We start from the raw sequence: 20,778 nt of genomic DNA on the forward strand, positions 1-20,778 counted from the left end.
CGCGCCACGCCTGCCGTCAACGGATGCCGAGGTGCAGCGTCAGCGCGCCCTGTTCGGATATCCGCTGTTCGAGGCGCCAGCCCAGGCCGCGGCAAAGGCGGTCGACGAACATCAGGTTCAGGCCCAGGTCGCTTCGCTGCACCCGATCGCCGGCGACCTGGCCATTATCCGGCTGAAGCACGTCGAGCCCGGCATCGGTCACGACGACCTGCCATGCCGTACCGGGCGCCTTGTTCAACACGCGCTGCAACAGCACCGAAAGGATGCAGTCGGTCCACCGACGTGGCGCCGTCACGGTCAGCGGCGAACGCAGGTCGAGCGTGATGCGTCGGGCCGCGTCGGGTTCGACGGCGACGATGCGGGCCAGCGCCTCCTCGATGGTCGCCGCGATGTCGATCTGCTCCGAGTCCGCCGGCACGCCACGAGCCGACAGCAGCAGGGCCTCGAGCAACCACCCGAGTTCCAGGATGGCCCGATCGATGCGGCCGATTCGCACCCGCTGCCCGGACGTCATGGCGGGATCGTCGCAGAGCACTTCGACGGCGCCCTGGATGACCGCGATCGGTGTCCGCAGTTCATGGCTGGCGTTGCTGAAGAACACCTTCTCTGCAGCGTCAACCTCGACCAGACGTTGCTGGTAGCCGTCAATCGAGGAAGCCAGCCGGCGGATCTCGTCGTTGGCAATGAAGTCTTCGGCCATGTTCGTCGCGACGGGACGTGCGGGCAAAGCGCTCACCCGGTCGGCCAGGTGCACGACGGGCTGGATGGCGCGGTTGGCGAGCAGCCAGCCGAGCCAACCGGCCAGCAGGGAGCCGCAGATCACGATCACGAACATCGCGCGGGCCAGGTAGCGCTCCAGAATTTCGATGGGCCCGACCTCGATGGCGAAGACCCACCGGTCGCTCCCCTCGCCGTAGACCGCGGCGTGCAACCCGTCGCGCCCTTCGGCCTCGACTTCGTGCAACCCGTTCGGCAGCGCCCGGAAAATCTCCGGTGCATCGCTTTGGCGGTAACTTGAGAAATGTTCGGAGTTGACCAGCACGGCCTGCGGATCGGACCGAAGTTGCTCCATCACCTCTCTGGCCTGGCCATCCAGCACCGCCTGGATCACGATGTGTTCGTACTCTTCGGCGACGATGGTCGTCGCGACCGCGAAGCACAGGCTCAGCACGAACCCGATGACCCCGCAGGTCAGCGCGATCCGGTTCCTCAACGGCCTTCTGAACATCAGGTGTCTCTCCCGAAGCGATAACCGATGCCGTGCACGGTGTGGATCAGCGGCGTGTCGAACGGCTTGTCCACCAGGCCGCGCAGCAGGTAGATGTGCGTATGCAAGGCCGCGGCGTCCGCGTCGCCTTCGCCCCACATTGCACGCATCAGCCGGGCGCGGTCCACGATCCGCGGCGACTCCCTCATCAGGCATTCCAGGGCATGGGTCTGGGTGCGGGTCAGCACGATGACCTTGCCGTCGCGGCGGGCCAGGTGCGCCTTGGGGTCGAGTTCAAGCCCAGCGACCGTCAGCGGCTGGTCCGGGTCGGCGGCACGCAATCGGGTCAGGACGCCGATCCGCGCTTCCAGCTCGCGCAGCGCGAACGGTTTCACCAGGTAGTCGTCCGCCCCTTCCGCGAACCCCTTCAGTTTGTCGTCAAGCTGGTCGCGGGCCGTCAGCATGATCACCGCCACGCCGCGGCCGGCCTCGCGCAGCCGGCGGCACAGCACCAGGCCGTCCAGGCGGGGCAAGCCCAGGTCGAGGATGATCACGTCGTAGGCGCCGGTCATCGCCATCCGCAGGCCGGCCTGGCCGTCGGCGGCGTGGTCGAGGTGTGGCCGCGGCGCGAAAAGTAGTCCCAGAGGTTGGCCGCGAGGTCGGACTGGTCTTCGACGATTAGGATGTTCAGCGAACGCATCGGGGCTGGCTCGGGGTGGCGCCCCGCAGCATCTCACGCGCTTCTCAACCTGCCGTTAAGCGCCTCCGGGACCGGCGCGGACACTTGCATGGCGTTGGGGCCGGCATCAACCCGCCTCGTCGTAGGCCACCCGGATCGCCGCCAACAACGCCGCATCCACCTCATCCACACCGGCGATCCGGCGCTTGAACTGGCACATGCCGCCGGGCGGCAACCGGGTGAAGCCTGCCCCAGTTCGTCACGTTTGGCGTTGAGGCCGATTTCGAGCAGAGTCTTGGTGCCCGGCCCCAGCATGGCGAACTGCTTCTTGCGGCGCAGACTGACATAGCCCTTCTTCGGCGCGATCTCGAAGGGGCCGAAGGCCGTGATGCCCTTCATCAGGCGCTCATGGATCGGGCGCAGGGCCGCGCTGGCACCGGTGTAGATCGCGTCCAGCGGATCGGCACCGGCCGCGGGCGCCGGGGTGGCGGCCTGCTTCACCGTGTGCACCACGGTGTTGGCGTCACCGTGCCCGAGGCCGAGGTCGGCCTTCAGCATCGCCACCAGCTCGCCATGTTTGCTCAGCCCGCTGCCGGCGATGATCGCCGCCAGTTCGGCCAGCGACTTGCCGCTGCGCTTCTCGATGTTGGCCAGTTGCGTGGCCAGTGCCTTGTCAACGTCCATCGCGGTTCTCCGCCAGGGGCCCCTGGGCGGCATCGTACCGCTTGGGCAGCGCGAATTCCCTTCGGTCGAACAGCGCGCACATCAAGGCCGATCCGAAGCCGGCCATGGCAAAAGCCCCCTGCCAAGAGTCACCTGTCCGAACCGCGGCCCCCGCCCCGATATATATTCGTCAGGCCGACCGGTGCCCTACCGGTCACGAAACACGGAGAGCAGTCATGGGTCTTGTGCAGGCGGTGGTGGGTGCGGTCGGTGGCGTGCTGGCCGACCAGTGGAAGGACTTCTACACGGTGCCGGCCGGGCTGCCGGCGACGGCCGCGCTGTTCGCCGCCGTGCCCGGGGCACCAATGCCGGGCGCGGGTCGAACACGAAGGGTTCCACCAACATCATCAGCAACGGCTCGAAGATCGTCGTGCCCGAAGGTTATGGCCTGCTGCTGATGCAGGACGGCAAGGTCACCGGCTTCGCCGCCGAAGCGGGTGGCTACGAATGGCGCTCGGACGACATCAACTCCAAGTCGATCTTCGCCGGCGACGGCATCGTCAGCCCGCTGATCAAGCAGAGCTGGGAGCGCTTCAAGTTCGGCGGCCAGCCGGGCGGCCAGCAGCTGGCCTTCTTCGTCTCGCTGAAGGAACTGCCGGACAACCGCTTCGGCACCCAGTCGGAAATCTACTGGGACGACGGTTTCCTCAACACCCAGGTCGGCGCGGTGACGCGCGGCTCGTACACGCTCAAGATCATCGACCCGATCCTGTTCGTGAAGAATTTCGTGCCGGCGAAGTACCTGGCGCCAGGCCAGGTGTTCGATTTCACCGACATCGACAATGCCGCGGCCAGCCAGCTGTTCAACGAAGTGGTGGGTTCGCTGGCGCCGGCCTTCAGCCTGTACTCCAACGATCCGTCCAAGGGCAACCGCATCACCAAGCTGCAGCAGGATTCGATCGGGTTCGCCAAGAGCCTGTCGGCGGCCGTCGAGCAGGGTTACCAGTGGAGCACCGACCGCGGCCTGGCCATCGTCAAGACCGCCATCGTCTCGATCGAGTACGACGCGAACACGAAGGAACTGCTCAAGACCGTGCAGCGCGCCGATGCGCTGGCCGGCAGCCGCGGCAATTCCAACCTGCAGGCCAGCGTGGCCGCGGGCATCCAGTCGGCCGGCGAAACCGGCGGCGCGGCGGGCCTGGTGGGCGTGGGCATGGCGACCGGCATGCTCGGCGTCGGCGGCATGCAGCAGCCGGTGGCACCGGCGGCCGACGACCCGATCGCCAAGCTGAAGAAGGCCAAGGAGATGCTGGACCTGGGGCTGATCAGCCAGGCCGACTACGACGCGGTCAAGGCCAAGCCCCTGGGCCTGTAAGCCGACCCCATGGCCAATACGCCCCCGCCCCTCCCGCCCCCGCTGCCACCCGGCATCGGGCCGGGTTCGCCGCAGGAAGTGCCGCCGTTGCCGGGCACGTTCCCGGTGGATCCGGCCACTCTGCCCAAGCCCATCCGCGACGAAGTGCTGGCGCCCGACCCGGTCGCCATCGACACGGCGTCGGAGGAACTCAAGGACGGCCAGAACCACTGCCCGAAATGCGGCGCCACCGACATCAAGCAGCGGCCCGGCACCGACGTGCTGATCTGCCTGTACTGCCGCAATGAATGGCATGGCGAACGGGTCGAGGAAGCGTTCGGGTTCGGCGAAGGCCTGGACGACCTGGAGGGAACGATCATCTCGTCCGGCGCGCAGAACATCGCGGCCGACGTGTCCCACCTGATGTCCTACAAGTGCACCGGCTGCGGCGCCGAGGTCACCGTCAACACCGACAGCACGATGACGGCCCGCTGCCATTGGTGCCGCCACGTCTTCGGCGTGAACGAGCAGATAGCGAACGGCGCGGTGCCCGATGCGGTGCTGCCGTTCCGCATCAAGAAGGAGGATGCGATCGAGCGCATCCGCCAGTTCGTGGGCAAGCGCAAGATGTTCGCGTTGAAGGAGTTCAAGGCGCAGTTCTCGCCCGAGAACGTAGTGGGCGTGTACCTGCCCTACATGATCGTGGACGGCAAGTGCAGCGCCGACGTGGCCGGCCAGGGCGAGATCAAGACGCGCGAATACACGAAGGGCTCCGGCAAGGACAAGAAGACCTACTACGACGCCGACGTGTACGCGATCCAGCGTCACGTGGACTTCACCGTGGACGACCTGCCGCTGGAGTCCTCGGCCAAACGCGCCAAGCTCGACGCCAAGGCCAACACCCACAACATCATCAACACCGTGCTGCCCTTCGACACCAAGAACGCGGTGAAGTGGAACGCGAGCTACCTGGCCGGTTACACCTCGGAACGGCGCGACGTGGACGTGGAGGCGCTGCGCCCGCGCCTGGAAGACCAGCTGCTGTCGATCGCCCGACACCGGGTGGAATCCTCGGTGGACCGCTACGACCGCGGCGTGCGCTGGGAAGAAGAAAGCCTGGACGTGCACGGCACCCGCTGGGTGGCGATGTACCTGCCGGTGTGGCTGTACTCCTACCACCAGCCCGGCGCCAACGGCGGCATGCTGCACTACATCGCCGTGAACGGCCGCACCGGCGAAACCATGGGCAGCATCCCGATCCAGCAGTGGAAGCTGCTGCTGGCGGCACTCACCACCGGCACCTTCATCGAAGCTGTGGTGCTAGTCATCCTGGGGAGCCAGTAATGAGCGACGACGGTGGCATCTGGCTGCTCGCCCTCGGCCCGGCCGGCGGCACGGCCCTGTACTGGGCCATCTACCGGTACTACCGCAACACCGACAAGTCGCATGCGTTCGAGCGCGAGACGAAAGTCGACGCCAAACCCGTGACGGGGTCGGACCGCAAGGTGGACACGGTGACGGGGACGCGGAAGACGCGGATTGATGGGGATAATGTGGGGGCGTATCGGGAGCGGGTGAAGCGCGGCCGGTAGCGGCGACTCAGGCCGCACGGATCTTCAGGCTGAGCTGCAGGCCTAGCGCGGTAGCGATATTCACCAGTGCGTCCAGCGAGAAGCGCGAAATGTGGCCGCGCAGCAGGTCGCTGACGCGGGGCTGGGTGAGGCCGCAGTGGGTCGCGGCAATGGACTGGGTCCAGCCCTTTCGTTTCACGTGCTCGGCGATGGCGATCATCAGGGCAGAGCGGAGTTTGAGGTTCGCGGCCTGGATGGGATCCTGTTCGAGGGCATCCCAGACGCTGGCGTAGCTTGTTTCGCTGATCTTGCTCATGGCTGCTCTCCTTTCAGCGATGCGAACCGGCGCCTGGCCAGTTCGAGGTCCAGCATCGCGGTGCGCTCGGTCTTCTTCTGGAACGCATGCAGTACGTAAACCGCCTCTTGCCGCCGTGCGGTGTAGATGACGCGATAGGCGCCGGAATCGTCCCGCACCCGGATTTCCTCGACGCCAGGCCCGATGCTGGGCATGGGCTTGAAGTCCTGTGGCTGCTCGCCGTTCTGCAGACGATCCAGTTGGTAGCCCGCGTCTTGCCGGGCATTGGCTGGAAACGCACGTAGCCGCTTTAAGGAGTCTCCTAGGAACTTGACCGGTTTCGCGGCGATCATATATCCGATTTGATATAGACGGCAATTGCCTCGGCCTACACTTCTCGGACATCTCGGGATGGTCGTCTGTCGGAATTTGACGTGCCCGGCGCCGAGATAACTGCTGGAATCGAGGTCGAGCCGGCTTACGGGTTAACCTGGTGAACAGTTGGCTGTCGGAGCATCCGATGAAACGTTTCCGAATGGGCGAATTGTGCCGCTACCCGAAACCCGCAACTCCGGGAATCCCGACGATCGACGGAATCCCCAATTTCCACTTTGTCGTCGCTATTGAAGGAATGCCGACGCTGCAGTTGGAAAAGGGAATAAATGCACCGAGCCCAACGCGAGCATCTGATGGCGAACGCCTTGCGGTAATTCTCCTCTCCAGCAATGAAAACAAACTCGGCTCGGCTGAGAACCCATGGCACGACACCATTGCGCCGGACGAGGGCTTCGCCCGCTACTTCGGTGACAACAAGACACCCGGAGTCGACCCAGGTACCGCACCAGGGGAATAGAACCTTGTTGCGACAGTTCGAGCTGCACACATCGCCCGAGAAAGCGAAACGTGAGCTCGCCGCTCCGGTCCTGCTGTTCAGGTCATCGAAAAAGGGATTCAAAGAGTTCTCTGGCCTTGCACTGATAACCGGCGCAAGGCGGGTTACTCAGTATTCCGAGAAGAACGGTGGATTCTTCACGAACTACCTTTTCGACCTGGCCGTGCTCTCGCTGACTGAAGAGGACGAAAGCCTAGCGATGATTTGGATTCAAGACCGTCGAGATCACGCACGCGAAGCGAAGATAGCCAATGCCATGGCGCCCAAGTCATGGCAACAGTGGGTCAAATACGGCAGCCCGGAGATTGAACGCGTCAAACGACGAGTAGCTCGGTACCACATCCTTTCCAAAAGCAACCAAGTTGCGTCGACGAATTCAGGGAGCGGAAAGACCCTGGAGGCAATCTATCGCTTTTACGAACCGCGACGTCACCGTTTTGAGGCGCTGGCCAGCTTGGCGTGCGAATCCATGGTTCGCGGCACCGGCGCAAGCTACCACCGCGGCTGGCTCACTCGCGGCACCGGTGACGGAGGGTTGGATTTCGTCGGCCGGATCGATATCGGTGAAGGTCTTTCCAGCACCAAACTCGTGGTGCTGGGCCAAGCGAAGTGCGAAAAAATCGATTCGCCCACTGGGGGCGTACATATCGCGCGAACCGTAGCTCGGCTGCGCCGAGGCTGGGTCGGCGCTTACGTGACGACTTCGTTCTTCTCCGAACCCGTCCAGCGAGAGGTCTATGAAGACCAGTACCCGGTACTACTTCTGAACGGACTAAGCCTGGCCAATGAAGTGACAAAGTTGAAACTGGCCTCTGGATTGGCCAGCACGGAGGACTTCCTGGAGCATGTCGATGCAGGGTATGAAGAGCAGATCAGCAATCGAAGGCCCGAAGAAGTCCTGTGGGATTGATTCTCTGCAGAGCCCCGATGAATCAATCTGATTTTGCAGGGTATCTCTCGGACAGCACGTGGGCGATGCGGCGCTTCGTGGACTCACCTAGCCTGGCGCCGAAGCCGACGCGCACCAGCCGCCCTGAGGATCAGCTCTCGCGATCCCTTCAACTGGTGCGCGTGAAATCCCGATACGCCGCCAACACCTCCCCGGCGCCTCCACCTGCGGGTAATGCCCCACGCCCGGCAGTTCGTACACCGGCGCCTGCGGCAGCAGCTCGCGCCAGCGGGCGACGATGCTGCGGCCGGAGATGGGGTCTTCCAGGCCGTTGATCAGGGCGATGGGCACGGTGGCGTGCTGCAGGGCGCCGACCCAGCGGTCGCGATGCTGGTGGCGTTCGGCGATGTAGCGCAGCAGCTTGGGCATCACCGCCTTGCCGCCGTCGCGGGTGAGCTGCTTCCAGGCTTCGGCCAGCTCGCCGGCGGGCCAGGGCCGCGTGCAGATGCGCTGCAGGCTGGCGGTAAAGGTGCGCTCGCTGACGAAGCGCGCCAGCAGCGGCCCCAGCGGCCCGGCCAGCAGGCGCTGGATACGCAGCGGCCGCGTGGCCTCGGGGAACAGCCCGCCATTGAGGAAGGCAACCGACGTGATGCGGAACCCCAGCCGGCCCTCGCGCTGCCGCGCCAGCAGTTCCTGCGCCACGGTATTGCCGTAGTCGTGCGCCAGTACCGCCACCTCGCGCACGCCCGTGGCCTCGGCCAGCGCCACCCACTGGTCGGCCGAGGCGGCGATGGAATAGTCGAAGTTTCGCGGCTTGGCCGAGGCGCCGAAGCCGAGCATGTCGAGGGCGAAGAGTTCGTGGTGTGTCGACAGCTCGGGCCACACCTCGCGCCAGTCACGGCTCGAGGTCGGGAACCCGTGGATAAGCCATAGCGCCGGCCCCTGCCCGTCCCGGCTCGCCTGCAGGCGGTGGCCCTGAAACGTGAGCGTGAACTTGGCGGCCTGTTCGTAACGGGTCACGCGAACCTCAGCCTGTAGGCCCTGCATCCATGCGGCGGCCGTCTGGTGCGCCATCTGGCGCTCGGCCGGGCTTTGGCGCCACGTCTGACACGAGATTGGGAGCGCCGCCCTGAGCGCGAGTAAGACTTCTATGCCCCGTCAATGGCAACCACCATGGCTTCATATTGCTTTCCAGCGACTGAACCATGCTTCGCAAGCATTTCATAAACGTGCAAGTTTCTTCGACCCTCTGCCACGCGAGTACCAATTAGCTTTAGTGGAAAACCAGCCAACGACTCAATCCCGAACGAACAACACAAGATTCCTCCTTCGGTCGAATCACCGATCCAGTAGACCTCTCTATCATCAAAGACGCGCCGGACAGCCGTCTCGTTTGACAAGTAAATCTCACTCTCCCAGATGGTAATTACCTCTTCAAGGGAAGGAAGTCGCTTCCCGCCCGCGACCCTCATTATTGAACTGTACTTCTCGCGAAAGATTCCGCGGTCCGAGGCATCCTCAATTTGGGACGTGTCATTTACAAACCAACGAAGTCCGTGCGTCCCATCATCAATGATGTAAGCCAAAGATTGGAGGGACTTTCCATTTGTCATTACCCGGTACTGGCAGTTCCTCCATGCAACAGGAATCGTCCGAGCATGCCTCCGAGAGATATCCCGCTTTCTCAACACATCACGAACACTTGCGGCAGATCTCAACGAGGGGATCGGCAACGGGCTTGCAAGCGAATACAACCGCTCTCGTGTCGCGCTATCGCTTCCAATCATTTGTGCCAAGAGCGTGGAGTTAGATGCATTCAGCTGACCCCAACTTACCAGCAGGTCCTTAATCAAGTCCGTCCAATCGAGAGCGAAACACCTTCGATCTCCCTGAATGATCCCTCGGACAATAAAGAACTCAAGCACAGATCGATGCGCGAACTTGTAGTGGCCTGCAATGTCACGATTCAATAATGACCGAGACTTTAGTTTCCACTCATCCAGTGGATGACTGTGCTGTGAGGCAATCTTCCCCAGTTCATCTGGAGAGAGCCTGTCTCCACCGCCCGCCTGCTGCTTCTCCAAGAGAACGATTGCCAGTTCAGTTGAAATGCCAAGCAAATGCTCTGGCTCGATCCAGCCCTTCTCCCTAAGCACCCACTTATCGACCAAGAAAGAGTAGAGCTCAAAGAGCTCCGAAACTTTGCGGCCCTCTCGAACCAAATCTGGAAGCAACTCCAAGAGCATCGGCCTAACACTCAACTCTGGAATTGCTTCAACAAGACCTCTTGCTTTTCTTCTTAGTGCACCATTACTAATCGAGAAGAACGGAAAATTCCGTCGTATAAATATCTCGATCTGTTCGCGTGAGAATGGCGCAAGAAATATCTTATACAGAGGGAGCTCTCTCGGAACGCCGGCCCTGCGCGGTCCTGCGTACATCACGCCAGACCCTTTTGGAATCGAATCATCGTTGTCGAAAAACTGGGTCCGACAGGTCACGACAATGTTCCGAAAATCTGCTGCAGCATTCATCAGATCCGCCAGGCGCTGCGCTTTGTTGCCAATTGCCCCAGGGTCCTCATCGAAAGCGTCGAGGAAAGCTATCGTTTCTCGTTTATTCTTGACCGCCGAAATTTGCGTGAATGCATCCCCCGACCCAGCGGAATGATCACTATTGGCGATCCTTTGCCACCCTTTCCAGCCTCTTTGACGAAGTAATTTATGCAAAAACTTGTCTTCCCCATCCCTGAGTCTGCCAGCACCAGTAAATGCCGCTTCTCTCCTCCGGACTGAAAGTAGCTTTCTACCGTCTTAAACAGTGGGGCCAAAGCGACCACATTCCGAAGATCCTTCTCATCAGAAGGATCCGTTTGTGTGCAGTTTGGTTCCACGTAGAAGCGTACTGCCGCGGAAACGTCCTCAGCCGAGAGAGACTGAATTCCAGCATTTGAGGCCAACACCGCCGCAAATTGCCTGCTTTTTGAGCGATCACGGTACTCACGAACTGCATTTATGAGACGCAAAACTACCGCAACCGCACCGATGAAGCTTCCAATGCCGATGAAAAGCCGCCCATATGGGCTATTTACAGCATCCAGCAGCAGATCGACTAGAAGGTAACTTTTGCTTTCAACCACAGGTAGTTCCTTCTGAATCGACTGGAATTTTCAACAACTATGAAGGGCCCTACTTACATATTCCGGCGGTACTCCCCACCCACCTCATAAAGCGCGTGACTGATCTGCCCCAACGAATGCGTCTTCACCGCCTCCATCAACGCCGCGAAGATGTTTTTGCGGTCACGGGCGGTGGTTTGTAGGTAGCTGAGTGGGTTCGCGCTTCGGGTTCCACCCCCTCGGGCGGCTTCGCCGCCCTCTCCCCCTGCCAGCAGGGGGAGGGAGTTGCGGGCGGCCTGGAAGGTGCGGACGTTGGCGATTTGGGCGTCTTTTTCGGGTTCGGTGCTGCGGATCAGCTCGATGGTGGTGGCCACTTCGCCGGCGTGGTCCTTGGGCAGGAAGGTGTTCACGCCCACCAGGGGCAGGCTGCCGTCGTGTTTTTTGTGTTCGTAGTACAGGCTTTCTTCCTGGATCTTGCCGCGCTGGTACATGGTGTCCATGGCGCCCAGTACGCCGCCGCGTTCGCTCAGGGCTTCGAATTCCTTGTACACGGCCTCTTCCACCAGGTCGGTCAGGTGGTCCACGGCGAAGCTGCCCTGCCAGGGGTTCTCGTTGAAGTTGAGCCCCAGTTCCTTGTTGATGATCATCTGGATGGCCACGGCGCGGCGCACGCTTTCTTCGGTCGGCGTGGTGATGGCTTCGTCGTAGGCGTTGGTATGCAGGCTGTTGCAGTTGTCGAACAGCGCGTACAGGGCCTGCAGCGTGGTGCGGATGTCGTTGAACTGGATCTCCTGCGCGTGCAGGCTGCGGCCGCTGGTCTGGATGTGGTACTTCAGCATCTGGCTGCGTTCGTTGGCGCCGTAACGTTCGCGCATGGCGCGGGCCCAGATGCGGCGGGCCACGCGGCCGATCACCGTGTATTCCGGGTCCATGCCGTTGCTGAAGAAGAAGCTCAGGTTCGGCGCGAAGTCGTCGATGTGCATGCCGCGCGCGAGGTAGTACTCGACGATGGTGAAGCCGTTGCTCAGCGTGAAGGCCAATTGGGAGATCGGGTTGGCCCCGGCTTCCGCGATGTGGTACCCGCTGATCGAGACCGAATAGAAGTTGCGCACCTTTCGGTCGACGAAGAACTGCTGGATGTCGCCCATCATGCGCAGGGCGAATTCGGTGCTGAAGATGCAGGTGTTTTGGGCCTGGTCTTCCTTCAGGATGTCGGCCTGCACGGTGCCGCGCACGGTGCTTAGGGTTTTGGCCTTGATCTGTTCGTAGATTTCCGGCTCGACCAACTGGTCGCCGGTGATGCCCAGCAAGCCCAGGCCGAGGCCGTCGTTCGTGGGCGGAAGCTCGCCGTGGTACTCGGGGCGCTTCTTGCCTTCGAAGAAGGCCTCGATCTTCGCGTGCGCCTCGTCCCAGCGCTTCTGGTCCTCACGCAGGTACTTCTCGACCTGCTGGTCGATAGCCGTGTTCATGAACATCGCCAGGATCATCGGCGCCGGGCCGTTGATCGTCATGGAAACCGAGGTCGAGGGCGCACAGAGGTCGAAGCCGGAATACAGCTTCTTCATGTCGTCCAGGGTGGCGATGGACACGCCGCTGTTGCCGATCTTGCCGTAGATGTCCGGGCGTTCGGCCGGGTCCTCGCCGTACAGGGTGACGCTGTCGAAGGCGGTGGACAGGCGCGCGGCCGGCTGGCCGACGCTGAGGTAATGGAAACGCCGGTTGGTGCGTTCGGGCGTGCCCTCGCCCGCGAACATGCGGATGGGGTCTTCGCCGGTGCGGCGGTAGGGGTATACGCCGCCGGTGTACGGGTAGGCGCCCGGCAGGTTTTCCTTGCTCAGGAAGGTCAGCAGTTCGCCCCAGCTGGTGTACTTGGGCGCGGCGATCTTCGGGATCTTCTGGTGGCTCAGGGATTCGCGGTAGTTCTCTACGCGCAGCACCTTGTCGCGGACCTTGTACTCGCCCACTTCGTCGGTGATGGATTTCAGGCGCTCGGGCCATTCGCGCAGCAGGGTGATGGCTTCGGCGCTCAGCGCCTTCACCGCGTCGTTGTAACGCTGGCGCAGGGTGACCAGGCTGCGGTCCACCGTGGCGGCGACGCGGCGTTCTTCCTGCACCGGGCGGCTGCCGTCGGCGCGTTCGCCCAGGGCCTGCTGCCACTTGAACACGACCTTGCGGCGGTCGCCGCCGGTGCGGCGTTCGCCGCAGGCGGGGTATTCGTTCGGGCTGCCGCCGGGGTGGCCGGGGCGCGCTGCAGCATCAGGTGGTGCGGGTCGTAGAGGTCGAGCTGGCGCGGCAGGTCCGGGTCTTCCAGGTCGCGCAGGCTCTGCCAGTAGCTCTGGGCGCGGTCGGCGGCTTCGGCCTGGCGCTCGATGGCGGTGTTGATGTGGCGGCCCTGTTCGGCGATCTCGGCCAGGTAACGCGTGCGGGCGCCGGGGATCAGCACGGTGGCGCGCGGTTCCTTCAGGGCGGTGTCGACGTTCGGCGCGAAGTCACAGTGCGCGCTGTTGGGCTGCAGCTTGGCCTTCACCAAACGACACAGGTTCGCGAACATCCAGCTCACGCCCGGGTCGTTGAACTGCGAGGCGATGGTCGGATAGACCGGCACGTCCTCGTCCTTCATCGTGAAGGCGGTGCGGTTGCGCTTCCACTGCTTGCGCACGTCGCGCAGGGCGTCTTCGGCGCCGCGTTTGTCGAACTTGTTCAGCACCACCAGCTCGGCGTAGTCGATCATGTCGATCTTCTCGAGCTGGCTGGGCGCGCCGAAGTCGCTGGTCATCACGTAGACCGGGAAGTCCACCAGGTCCACGATTTCCGAATCGCTCTGGCCAATGCCGGCGGTTTCCACCATCACCAGGTCGTAGCCCTGGCCACGCAGGAAGGCCACGCAGTCCTTCAGCACCAGGTTGATGGCGGCGTTCTGGCGGCGGGTGGCCATGGAGCGCATGAACACGCGCGGGCTGCGCAGGCTGTTCATTCGGATGCGGTCGCCCAGCAGGGCGCCGCCGGTGCGGCGGCGGGTCGGGTCGACGCTGATCACCGCGATGCGCATTTCCGGGAAGTGCTGCAGGAAGCGGTTCATCAGCTCGTCGGTGACGGACGACTTGCCCGCGCCGCCGGTGCCGGTGAGGCCGATGACCGGGGTCTTGCCGCCGGCCAGCTGCCATTCCTTGCGCAGGGTGGCCAGCTGGGTTTCGTCGAGTTCGCCTTCTTCGATGGCGGTCAGCATTTTGCCGATGCTGATCTCGTCGTTGATGTCGAGCTTGGCGGGGAATGTGGATTCGGCGTCCTTATTGCCCTTCTTGCCCTTGGCGGCGGGGCGGCGCTGCGCGCCTGGCGGGCCACCTCGGTGCGGCGGACCAGGTCTTCGATCATCGCCACCAGGCCCATCTGCATGCCGTCGTTGGGGTGGTAGATGCGCTCGACGCCGTAGTCCTGCAGTTCCTTGATTTCTTCCGGGGTGATGGTGCCGCCGCCGCCGCCGAAGACGCGGATGTGTTCGGCGCCGCGTTCCTTCAGCATGTCCACCATGTACTTGAAGTATTCGGTGTGGCCGCCCTGGTAGCTGCTGAGGGCGATGCCGTCGGCGTCTTCCTGCAGGGCGGCGCGCACCACGTCTTCGACGCTTCGGTTGTGGCCCAGGTGCACCACTTCCACGCCTTGCGCCTGGATCAGGCGGCGCATGATGTTGATGGCGGCGTCGTGGCCGTCGAACAGGCTGGCCGCGGTGACGAAGCGCAGGGGCTGGCGTTCGGTCTGGGTGTCGGCGGTGGGGAGGTGGGAGGCGGGGGTGCTCATGGGGCGCGCTCGGACAGCTAAGGCGGGGATGGCCCGATTGTAACTGCCTCGCGAGGTTGTGCCCCCTCCCCGGCCCTCCCCCGCTGCGCGAGGGAGGGAGAAGTGATGTGCCGCGGCGAAGGCCTAATCGCCCAGTGCGGCCTTCAGGGGCTGCAGGTGGGATTCGTAGCGGCGCCATTGGCCGAGGAAGCGGCGGTGGATGGGTTCGCGGACCTGGGCGGCGCTGGCGGTGGCGACGGTGCCGGTGCGGGATTCGATGGCGGACAGGCCGATGGCGGGGGCAGGCCGCAGTGGGCCAGCACGGCGTGGGCGGTGGTTTCGGGGTCGGAGACCAGGGCGTCGTAGGCCACGTCCAGCAGGCGGCCGGGGAACTGCGTGTGCCAGTGCGCCATCAGCTTCCGGTAGCGCAGGAAATGCGCGGCCATCTCGCCCTGGTCGTAGCTGTGCGGGTAGGCGTCGCCGAACAGTTCCTTGAGGTTGGAGAAGCACACGTCCATCGGGTCGCGCACCAGGTGCAGGAAGCGCGCCTGCGGCAGCACGTTGGCGAGGTAGCCGACGTTGAGGAAGTTGGCCGGCATCTTGTCGGTGTAGAACGCCCTGCCCTGCGCATGCCACTGCGTGTGGTCCAGGTAACGGCGGCCCAGCGTGGACAGGTCGGTGCGGGCGGCGGCGCGGGCCAAGGCGGCGTCGGGCTGGGGGCCGCCGAAGACTTCGGTGCACCAGCGCAGCTGCACGGTGAAGTCGCGCAGTTCGCCGGCGTCGGTCACGTCGGGGTGGCCGCCGACGATGCGCTCCAGCAGGGTCGTGCCCGAGCGCGGCATGCCGACGATGAAGATCGGTACTGGGCCGGGTTCCACCGGCGGCGGCGTGGCGGTGGCGCGCACCTGCATCAGCTGTTCGAACAGTGCCGCATCGGCGGCAGGGTCGTAGCGCAGCTGCAGCCGGCGCAGGCGCATGCCGGTTTCCAGGGCTGGCCAGGCGGCGGCGGTGTCGCCCAGGTCGTCGAGTTCCTTGAACAGGGCGTAGTGCAGCAGCGGGGTGTCGGGGTGTTGTTCGGGAACGCGCGCGATGGCGGCGCGCAGGCGGTCCACGTGGTTGCGGGCCGGGGTGGCGCGGCGCAGTTTCGCCAGCGTGCGGAAGGCAGGCGCGTGGTCGGGCGCGCGGGCCAGGCAGGCCTCGAGTTCGGTTTCGGCCGCGTCGTCGTGCCCGGCGTAACTTTCGGCGTAACCCAGCTGGTAATGCAGGTCGGCGCTGTCGGCACCCAGCGAACGCGCGCGGCGCAGCAGGGCGATGGCGCGTTCGGGCACGCCCTGGTCGGCCATCATGCGGCCCAGGCCGGCCAGCACGGCGGCGTCGGTGCAGGTGGCGATGCTCGGGTCGTCCACGCAGGCCAGCGCGTGGCGCAGTTCGCCGACGTTCAACAGCAGCCGGCACAGCGCTTCCAGCAGCACCGGGTCGGGTTCGCGGGTGTCGAAGGCGGCCAGGGCGTGGTCCACGGCCGCGCGCAGTTGAGCGGTTTCCAGGGCGATGGCGCCCAGGCGCAGGCGCGCGGGCAGGATCCAGTCCGGGTCGGCCAGCAGTTCCAGGTACAGGTCGCGGGCCGGTTCGAGTTGCCGTGCGGCCAGCAGGGCTTCCGCGCGCTGCCAGCGCGGCAGGGACGGATTGGTCATCAGCCGCCCAGGGTCTGGCAGAAGGACTTGGCGAAGGCCGTGCAGCGGGCTTCGACCGCCGGGCGGCCGGCGGCGTCCACCAGGTTGAGGCTGGCGCCGCGCAGGCGGTCGATCTCGGCGCCGCGGCGGAAGGCGACTTCGCGCTGCAGGCGGGCGCGGCTGTGGTCGTCCAGGCCGGATTCGAAGGTGACGCGGTTGTCGGCCAGGGCGCGCCAGGGCACGAAGATGGCGTGCAGTTCGCCGTCGGTAAGGGCAAAGAAACCGGCACCGAACAGGTCGGCGCTGGCGGTGTGGGCGAACAGCGTCCACTCGCCGCCGTCGCGGTACTTCAGGGTGCTGGTGACCGAGCCCGGCGGCGCCACGGCGCGGCCTTCGGTGTCGGCGCTGAGCAGTATGCCGCGCAGGTCGCCGATGGGATTGAATGGGTTTCCTCGCCGGCGCGCAGGATGACGTTGCCGCCTTCCCAGTCCAGGCCGGTGAGGTGGCCGAACAGCAGGTCGCCGGAATCGAGCAGCAGGATGACCTTCTGCAGGTCGGGGTTGACCTGCCCCATCCAGCGCGGCGGCTGCGGCAGGCCGTACAGCACGCCCGAGCCGTAGCCGAAGCTGCCCGGAAGGTCGTCAACACGTTGCAGGTCGCCCATGGCGGCGAGTCTAGAAGTTTCAGGCGGGCTTTTCATCGCCCCGACCCTACGCGGCCGCCCCGGAACCGCGGATGAAACGCTCAGCTGGCTTTTTCTCGTCTTCTTCCGGCAGCGTGTCCAGGCTGAAGCCGGCCTGGTCCAGCACGCCCTGCCCGCCCTTCAGCCGCACCCGCAGGGCCAGGTCGGTGCGCGAGTCGGCATGTTCCATGATGTCGGCGTAGGACACCCGGCCTTCCGAATACAACTGGAACAGCGCCTCATCGAAGGTCTGCATGCCATTGCCCGAATCCAGGCGCATGGTGTCCTTCAGATTGCCGACTTCGCCCTTCTCGATCAGGTTGCGCACATAGGGCGTGCTCACCAGCACTTCCACCGCCGGCACCCGGCCGCCGCCGATCGCCGGCAACAGGCGCTGGCTGACCACGGCCTGCAGGTTCTGCGACAGGTCGGCCAGCAACTGGTCGCGGGCCGCTTCCGGGAAGAAGTTCAGGATCCGGTCCAGGGTCTGGTTGGCGTTGTTGGCGTGCAGGGTGGACAGGCAAAGGTGGCCGGTTTCGGCATAGGCGATCGCGGCCTGCATGGTTTCGCGGTCGCGGATCTCGCCGATCATGATCACGTCGGGTGCTTCGCGCATGGCGTTTTTCAGGGCATTGGCGTAGCTCTTGGTGTCCAGGCCGACCTCGCGCTGGTCCACCACGCTCAAACGGTGCCGGTGCACGTATTCGATCGGTTCCTCGATGGTGAGGATGTGGTCGGTGCGGCTGCGGTTGCGGTGGTCGATCAGCGCCGCCAGCGTGGTGGACTTGCCGGCGCCGGTGGAACCGACCACCAGCACCAGGCCGCGCGGCAGCATCACCAGGTCCTTGAGCACGGGCGGCAGGTTCAGGCTGTCGAAGGACGGGATGTCGTCGGTGATGTAGCGCACCACCATCGCCACCTCGCCGCGCTGGCGGTACAGGTTGACGCGGAAGCGGCCGATGCCGGGACGGGTGATGCCGAGGTTCATTTCCCACTCGGCTTCGAACTCGGCGCGCTCGCGCTCGTTCATCACCGACATGGCCATGGCCTGGATGTGCTCACCCGCCAGCGGCTCGTCGTTGAGGCGGCGGATGCGGCCGTCATCCTTCAGGCAGGCGGGCGCGCCGGCACTGAGGAACAGGTCGGAGGCGTCCTCGTCCACCATCTGGCGGAGGTACTGGTCGAGCTCGAGAGGCATGGGGGATTCCTGTCTGGCAAGCAATAGAAACGTGCCACGGACGGGGGCTCGGTCATGTGACGGCCGATGGCGTCGCGAAGCAAAAAAAAGGGCGACCGCGTGGCGGTCGCCCAATGAACCCTGCTCTAAGGGTTGGAGGCTGGCGGTTCTCCGGGGAGAGACAAAACCGCCAAGCTCTTCTAGGAACGACCGCCACCGGAATTACCGGCCAGCCTTTTGGCCAGGCCCGCCCAACGGTCGAAATGGACCGATGGGCGCATGCAGGCGACCCGCGACGCCGCCTCCTGTCCGTCTAGAGCGTTTGCTTTACACTACGGCGCGCCTCGGCCCGGGACAGCCCCTGCTGTCCAGGGATAGGCCGAACCAAATCAATCACTTGCGGAACACTCTTCGAGTAAAGACGCACGCCCGCATCCGCGCAGGCGGCCGCGTTTTCCGCCGGACCCCGGAGCTTTCCATGATCTTCGAAACCATCTCGACCTCGAACCACGAGGAAGTGGTGTTCTGCCACAACAAGGACGCGGGCCTGAAGGCCATCATCGCGATCCACAACACCGTGCTGGGCCCCGCGCTGGGCGGCACGCGCATGTGGCCGTACGCCAGCGAGGCCGAGGCCTTGAACGACGTGCTGCGCCTGAGCCGCGGCATGACCTACAAGGCGGCGGTGTCGGGCCTGAACCTGGGCGGCGGCAAGGCGGTGATCTGGGGCGACCCGAACAAGGACAAGTCCGAAGCGCTGTTCCGCGCCTTCGGCCGTTTCGTCAACTCGCTGGGCGGCCGCTACATCACCGCCGAAGACGTGGGCATCGACGTCAACGACATGGAATACGTGCTGCGCGAGACCGAATACGTCACCGGCGTGCACCAGGTGCACGGCGGCTCGGGCGACCCGTCGCCGTTCACCGCCTACGGCACCCTGCAGGGCCTGATGGCCGCGCTGCAGGTCAAGTTCGGCAACGAGGAAGTGGGCAACTACTCCTACGCCGTGCAGGGCGTGGGCCACGTGGGCATGGAGTTCGTGAAGCTGCTGCGCGAGCGCGGCGCCAAGGTCTTCGTCACCGACATCAACAAGGACGCCGTGCAGCGCGCCGTGGACGAGTTCGGCTGCGAGGCCGTGGCCCTGGACGACATCTACGACGTGGACGCCGATGTGTACTCGCCGACCGCGCTGGGCGGCACCATCAACGAAAAGACCCTGCCGCGCCTGAAGTGCAAGGTCATCTGCGGCGCCGCCAACAACCAGCTGGCCAACGACCAGATGGGCGTGGAAGTGGCGGCCAAGGGCATGCTGTACGCGCCCGACTACGCCGTGAACGCCGGCGGCCTGATGAACGTCTCGCTGGAAATCGACGGCTACAACCGCGAGCGCGCCATGCGCATGATGCGGACGATCTACTACAACCTGGGCCGCATCTTCGAGATCAGCAAGCGCGACGGCATCCCGACCAACCAGGCGGCCGACCGCATGGCCGAGGAGCGCATCACCGCCATCGGCAAGCTGCGCCTGCCGCATCTCGGCGCCCCGGCCCCCGCTTCCAGGGCCGCCGCGGCAACTGATCCACCGTCTGCACCGGGCCTGCACGCAGGCCCGGTCAGACTGGCTATCCATTCCTGACACGGAGTCGTCATGCGTACGTTCCCCCTTGGTGAAGACCTCGACGCCCTGCGCGACGCCGTGCGGCGCTTCGCCGAGAGCGAGATCGCGCCGCGGGCCGCGCAGATCGACCACGACAACCTCTTCCCCGCCGACCTGTGGACCAAGCTGGGCGACCTGGGCCTGCTGGGCATGACCGTGCCCGCCGAGTTCGGCGGCAGCGACATGGGTTACCTGGCCCACCTGGTGGCGATGGAGGAAATCTCCCGCGCCTCCGGTTCGGTCGGCCTGAGCTACGGTGCGCATTCGAACCTGTGCGTGGCCAACCTCTACGCCAACGGCAACGACGCCCAGCGCCGCAAGTACCTGCCCAAGCTGTGCAGCGGCGAATGGAAAGGCGCGCTGGCGATGAGCGAACCGGGCGCGGGTTCGGACGTGGTCGGCTCGATGAGCTGCCGCGCCGAGCTGCGCGACGGCCAGTGGATCGCCAACGGCAGCAAGATGTGGATCACCAACGGCCCCGAGGCCGATGTGCTGGTGGTCTACATGCGCACCGCCGGCAAGGACAGCGGCAGCCGCTGCATGACCGCCTTCATCGTCGAAAAAGGCATGAAGGGTTTCAGCACCGCGCAGAAGCTGGACAAGCTGGGCATGCGTGGCTCCAACACCTGCGAGCTGGTGTTCGAGAACTGCGCCATCCCGGCCGAGAACGTGCTGGGTGAGGTGAACCAGGGCGTGAAAGTCCTGATGAGCGGGTTGAACACGGAGCGGCTGGTGCTGACCGGTGGTCCCATTGGCCTGATGCAGGCCGCGATGGACATCGCCCTGCCCTACGTGCGCGAACGGAAACAGTTCGACCAGGCCATCGGCACCTTCGGCCTGATGCAGGGCAAGATCGCCGACATGTACACCGCGCTGCAGTCGTCCCGCGCCTTCGCCTACCAGGTGGCGCGCGATTTCGACGCCGGTCGCGCCAGCCGCATTGATTCGGCCAGCTGCCTGCTGCACGCCAGCGAAGCCGCCGTGCAGGTGGCGCTGGAAGGCATCCAGGCCCTGGGCGGCAACGGCTACATCAATGAGTACGACACCGGCCGGATCCTGCGCGACGCCAAGCTTTATGCGATCGGCGCCGGCACCAACGAGATCCGCCGCATGCTGATCGGCCGCGAGCTGTTCGAAGACCGCGGCTGAG

At 64.7% G+C, this 20,778-nt stretch carries 20 protein-coding genes and 2 pseudogenes; 7 read left to right on the forward strand and 15 right to left on the reverse strand.

Annotated features, from left to right (window positions below; genetic code table 11):
• Nucleotides 1-16 precede the first annotated feature (16 nt).
• From FRZ33_RS11485 to FRZ33_RS11495, 4 genes are read right to left on the reverse strand one after another with little or no spacing between them, the layout of a single operon-like run.
• A complete protein-coding gene (locus FRZ33_RS11485) occupies nucleotides 17-1,228 on the reverse strand; it encodes an ATP-binding protein (protein ID WP_146909780.1) in 1,212 nt (403 codons plus the stop codon).
• A complete protein-coding gene (locus FRZ33_RS11490) occupies nucleotides 1,228-1,779 on the reverse strand; it encodes a response regulator transcription factor (RefSeq protein ID WP_265468622.1) in 552 nt (183 codons plus the stop codon). Before FRZ33_RS11490 ends, FRZ33_RS11485 begins: the two co-directional genes overlap by 1 nt.
• The gene (locus FRZ33_RS17020; RefSeq protein ID WP_265468623.1) at nucleotides 1,776-1,907 is read right to left on the reverse strand and encodes a hypothetical protein; all 132 of its coding nucleotides are present in this window, start codon (nucleotides 1,905-1,907) and stop codon (nucleotides 1,776-1,778) included. The genes FRZ33_RS11490 and FRZ33_RS17020 overlap by 4 nt, the downstream gene beginning before the upstream one ends.
• 33 nt (nucleotides 1,908-1,940) lie before the next feature.
• Complete coding sequence (locus tag FRZ33_RS11495) at nucleotides 1,941-2,570, reverse strand: DUF4287 domain-containing protein (protein WP_227977830.1); 630 nt, start codon at nucleotides 2,568-2,570, stop codon at nucleotides 1,941-1,943.
• 215 nt (nucleotides 2,571-2,785) lie between these two features.
• Here FRZ33_RS11495 and FRZ33_RS11500 point away from each other — a divergent pair.
• From FRZ33_RS11500 to FRZ33_RS11510, 3 genes and pseudogenes are all read left to right on the forward strand, one after another.
• A pseudogene (locus tag FRZ33_RS11500) lies at nucleotides 2,786-3,924 on the forward strand (SPFH domain-containing protein).
• A 9-nt stretch (nucleotides 3,925-3,933) separates the two neighbouring features.
• Nucleotides 3,934-5,247 carry a TFIIB-type zinc ribbon-containing protein gene (locus FRZ33_RS11505; protein WP_146909781.1) on the forward strand — a complete coding sequence of 438 codons (1,314 nt, stop codon included), beginning with the start codon at nucleotides 3,934-3,936 and terminating at the stop codon, nucleotides 5,245-5,247.
• Nucleotides 5,247-5,495 (forward strand): hypothetical protein, encoded by a 249-nt coding sequence (locus FRZ33_RS11510; protein ID WP_146909783.1) that lies wholly within the window; start codon nucleotides 5,247-5,249, stop codon nucleotides 5,493-5,495. The genes FRZ33_RS11505 and FRZ33_RS11510 overlap by 1 nt, the downstream gene beginning before the upstream one ends.
• Before the next feature lie 7 nt (nucleotides 5,496-5,502).
• Here FRZ33_RS11510 and FRZ33_RS11515 read toward each other — a convergent pair whose 3' ends face one another.
• Together FRZ33_RS11515 and FRZ33_RS11520 are read right to left on the reverse strand one after the other, a co-directional pair.
• Complete coding sequence (locus tag FRZ33_RS11515) at nucleotides 5,503-5,790, reverse strand: helix-turn-helix domain-containing protein (protein ID WP_146909785.1); 288 nt, start codon at nucleotides 5,788-5,790, stop codon at nucleotides 5,503-5,505.
• Entirely contained in the window at nucleotides 5,787-6,122 is a 336-nt protein-coding gene (locus FRZ33_RS11520; RefSeq protein WP_146909787.1) for a type II toxin-antitoxin system RelE/ParE family toxin, read from the reverse strand. The genes FRZ33_RS11515 and FRZ33_RS11520 overlap by 4 nt, the downstream gene beginning before the upstream one ends.
• A 140-nt stretch (nucleotides 6,123-6,262) precedes the next feature.
• Between FRZ33_RS11520 and FRZ33_RS17965 the strand changes: the two genes are divergently transcribed.
• Together FRZ33_RS17965 and FRZ33_RS17970 are read left to right on the forward strand one after the other, a co-directional pair.
• On the forward strand, nucleotides 6,263-6,622 hold the full coding sequence (locus FRZ33_RS17965; RefSeq protein WP_265468624.1) for a hypothetical protein: 360 nt from the start codon (nucleotides 6,263-6,265) through the stop codon (nucleotides 6,620-6,622).
• A 4-nt stretch (nucleotides 6,623-6,626) separates the two neighbouring features.
• Entirely contained in the window at nucleotides 6,627-7,571 is a 945-nt protein-coding gene (locus FRZ33_RS17970; protein WP_265468625.1) for a restriction endonuclease, read from the forward strand.
• An 87-nt stretch (nucleotides 7,572-7,658) separates the two neighbouring features.
• Here FRZ33_RS17970 and FRZ33_RS11530 read toward each other — a convergent pair whose 3' ends face one another.
• The 9 genes and pseudogenes from FRZ33_RS11530 to FRZ33_RS11565 form a co-directional block, all read right to left on the reverse strand.
• Nucleotides 7,659-8,570, reverse strand: a complete 912-nt coding sequence (locus FRZ33_RS11530) for an alpha/beta fold hydrolase (RefSeq protein WP_227977832.1) — start codon at nucleotides 8,568-8,570, stop codon at nucleotides 7,659-7,661.
• A 128-nt stretch (nucleotides 8,571-8,698) separates the two neighbouring features.
• On the reverse strand, nucleotides 8,699-10,084 hold the full coding sequence (locus tag FRZ33_RS11535; RefSeq protein WP_146909788.1) for an NACHT domain-containing protein: 1,386 nt from the start codon (nucleotides 10,082-10,084) through the stop codon (nucleotides 8,699-8,701).
• A gap of 68 nt (nucleotides 10,085-10,152) precedes the next feature.
• Nucleotides 10,153-10,689 carry a hypothetical protein gene (locus tag FRZ33_RS11540; protein WP_146909790.1) on the reverse strand — a complete coding sequence of 179 codons (537 nt, stop codon included), beginning with the start codon at nucleotides 10,687-10,689 and terminating at the stop codon, nucleotides 10,153-10,155.
• 53 nt (nucleotides 10,690-10,742) lie between these two features.
• A complete protein-coding gene (locus tag FRZ33_RS17785) occupies nucleotides 10,743-12,833 on the reverse strand; it encodes a methylmalonyl-CoA mutase family protein (protein ID WP_425480589.1) in 2,091 nt (696 codons plus the stop codon).
• Between the two features lie 362 nt (nucleotides 12,834-13,195).
• Nucleotides 13,196-14,463: pseudogene (locus tag FRZ33_RS17790) on the reverse strand (cobalamin-dependent protein); the annotation flags it as partial.
• A 143-nt stretch (nucleotides 14,464-14,606) separates the two neighbouring features.
• Complete coding sequence (locus FRZ33_RS11550) at nucleotides 14,607-16,133, reverse strand: tetratricopeptide repeat-containing sulfotransferase family protein (protein WP_146909791.1); 1,527 nt, start codon at nucleotides 16,131-16,133, stop codon at nucleotides 14,607-14,609.
• Nucleotides 16,133-16,495, reverse strand: a complete 363-nt coding sequence (locus FRZ33_RS11555) for a hypothetical protein (RefSeq protein WP_146909793.1) — start codon at nucleotides 16,493-16,495, stop codon at nucleotides 16,133-16,135. The genes FRZ33_RS11550 and FRZ33_RS11555 overlap by 1 nt, the downstream gene beginning before the upstream one ends.
• Nucleotides 16,462-16,776 carry a glycosyltransferase family 2 protein gene (locus tag FRZ33_RS11560; protein ID WP_146909795.1) on the reverse strand — a complete coding sequence of 105 codons (315 nt, stop codon included), beginning with the start codon at nucleotides 16,774-16,776 and terminating at the stop codon, nucleotides 16,462-16,464. Before FRZ33_RS11560 ends, FRZ33_RS11555 begins: the two co-directional genes overlap by 34 nt.
• Nucleotides 16,777-16,822: 46 nt before the next feature.
• A complete protein-coding gene (locus tag FRZ33_RS11565; RefSeq protein WP_146909797.1) occupies nucleotides 16,823-17,992 on the reverse strand; it encodes a PilT/PilU family type 4a pilus ATPase in 1,170 nt (389 codons plus the stop codon).
• A gap of 457 nt (nucleotides 17,993-18,449) precedes the next feature.
• Here FRZ33_RS11565 and FRZ33_RS11570 point away from each other — a divergent pair, with 457 nt between their 5' ends.
• Nucleotides 18,450-19,607, forward strand: a complete 1,158-nt coding sequence (locus FRZ33_RS11570) for a Glu/Leu/Phe/Val dehydrogenase dimerization domain-containing protein (protein ID WP_146909799.1) — start codon at nucleotides 18,450-18,452, stop codon at nucleotides 19,605-19,607.
• Between the two features lie 12 nt (nucleotides 19,608-19,619).
• Nucleotides 19,620-20,777: an isovaleryl-CoA dehydrogenase gene (locus tag FRZ33_RS11575; RefSeq protein ID WP_146909801.1), complete on the forward strand. Its 1,158-nt coding sequence runs from the start codon at nucleotides 19,620-19,622 to the stop codon at nucleotides 20,775-20,777.
• Nucleotide 20,778 lies beyond the last annotated feature (1 nt).

This window comes from Arenimonas daejeonensis (assembly GCF_007993735.1).
GTDB classification, from domain to species: Bacteria; Pseudomonadota; Gammaproteobacteria; order Xanthomonadales; family Xanthomonadaceae; genus Arenimonas; species Arenimonas daejeonensis.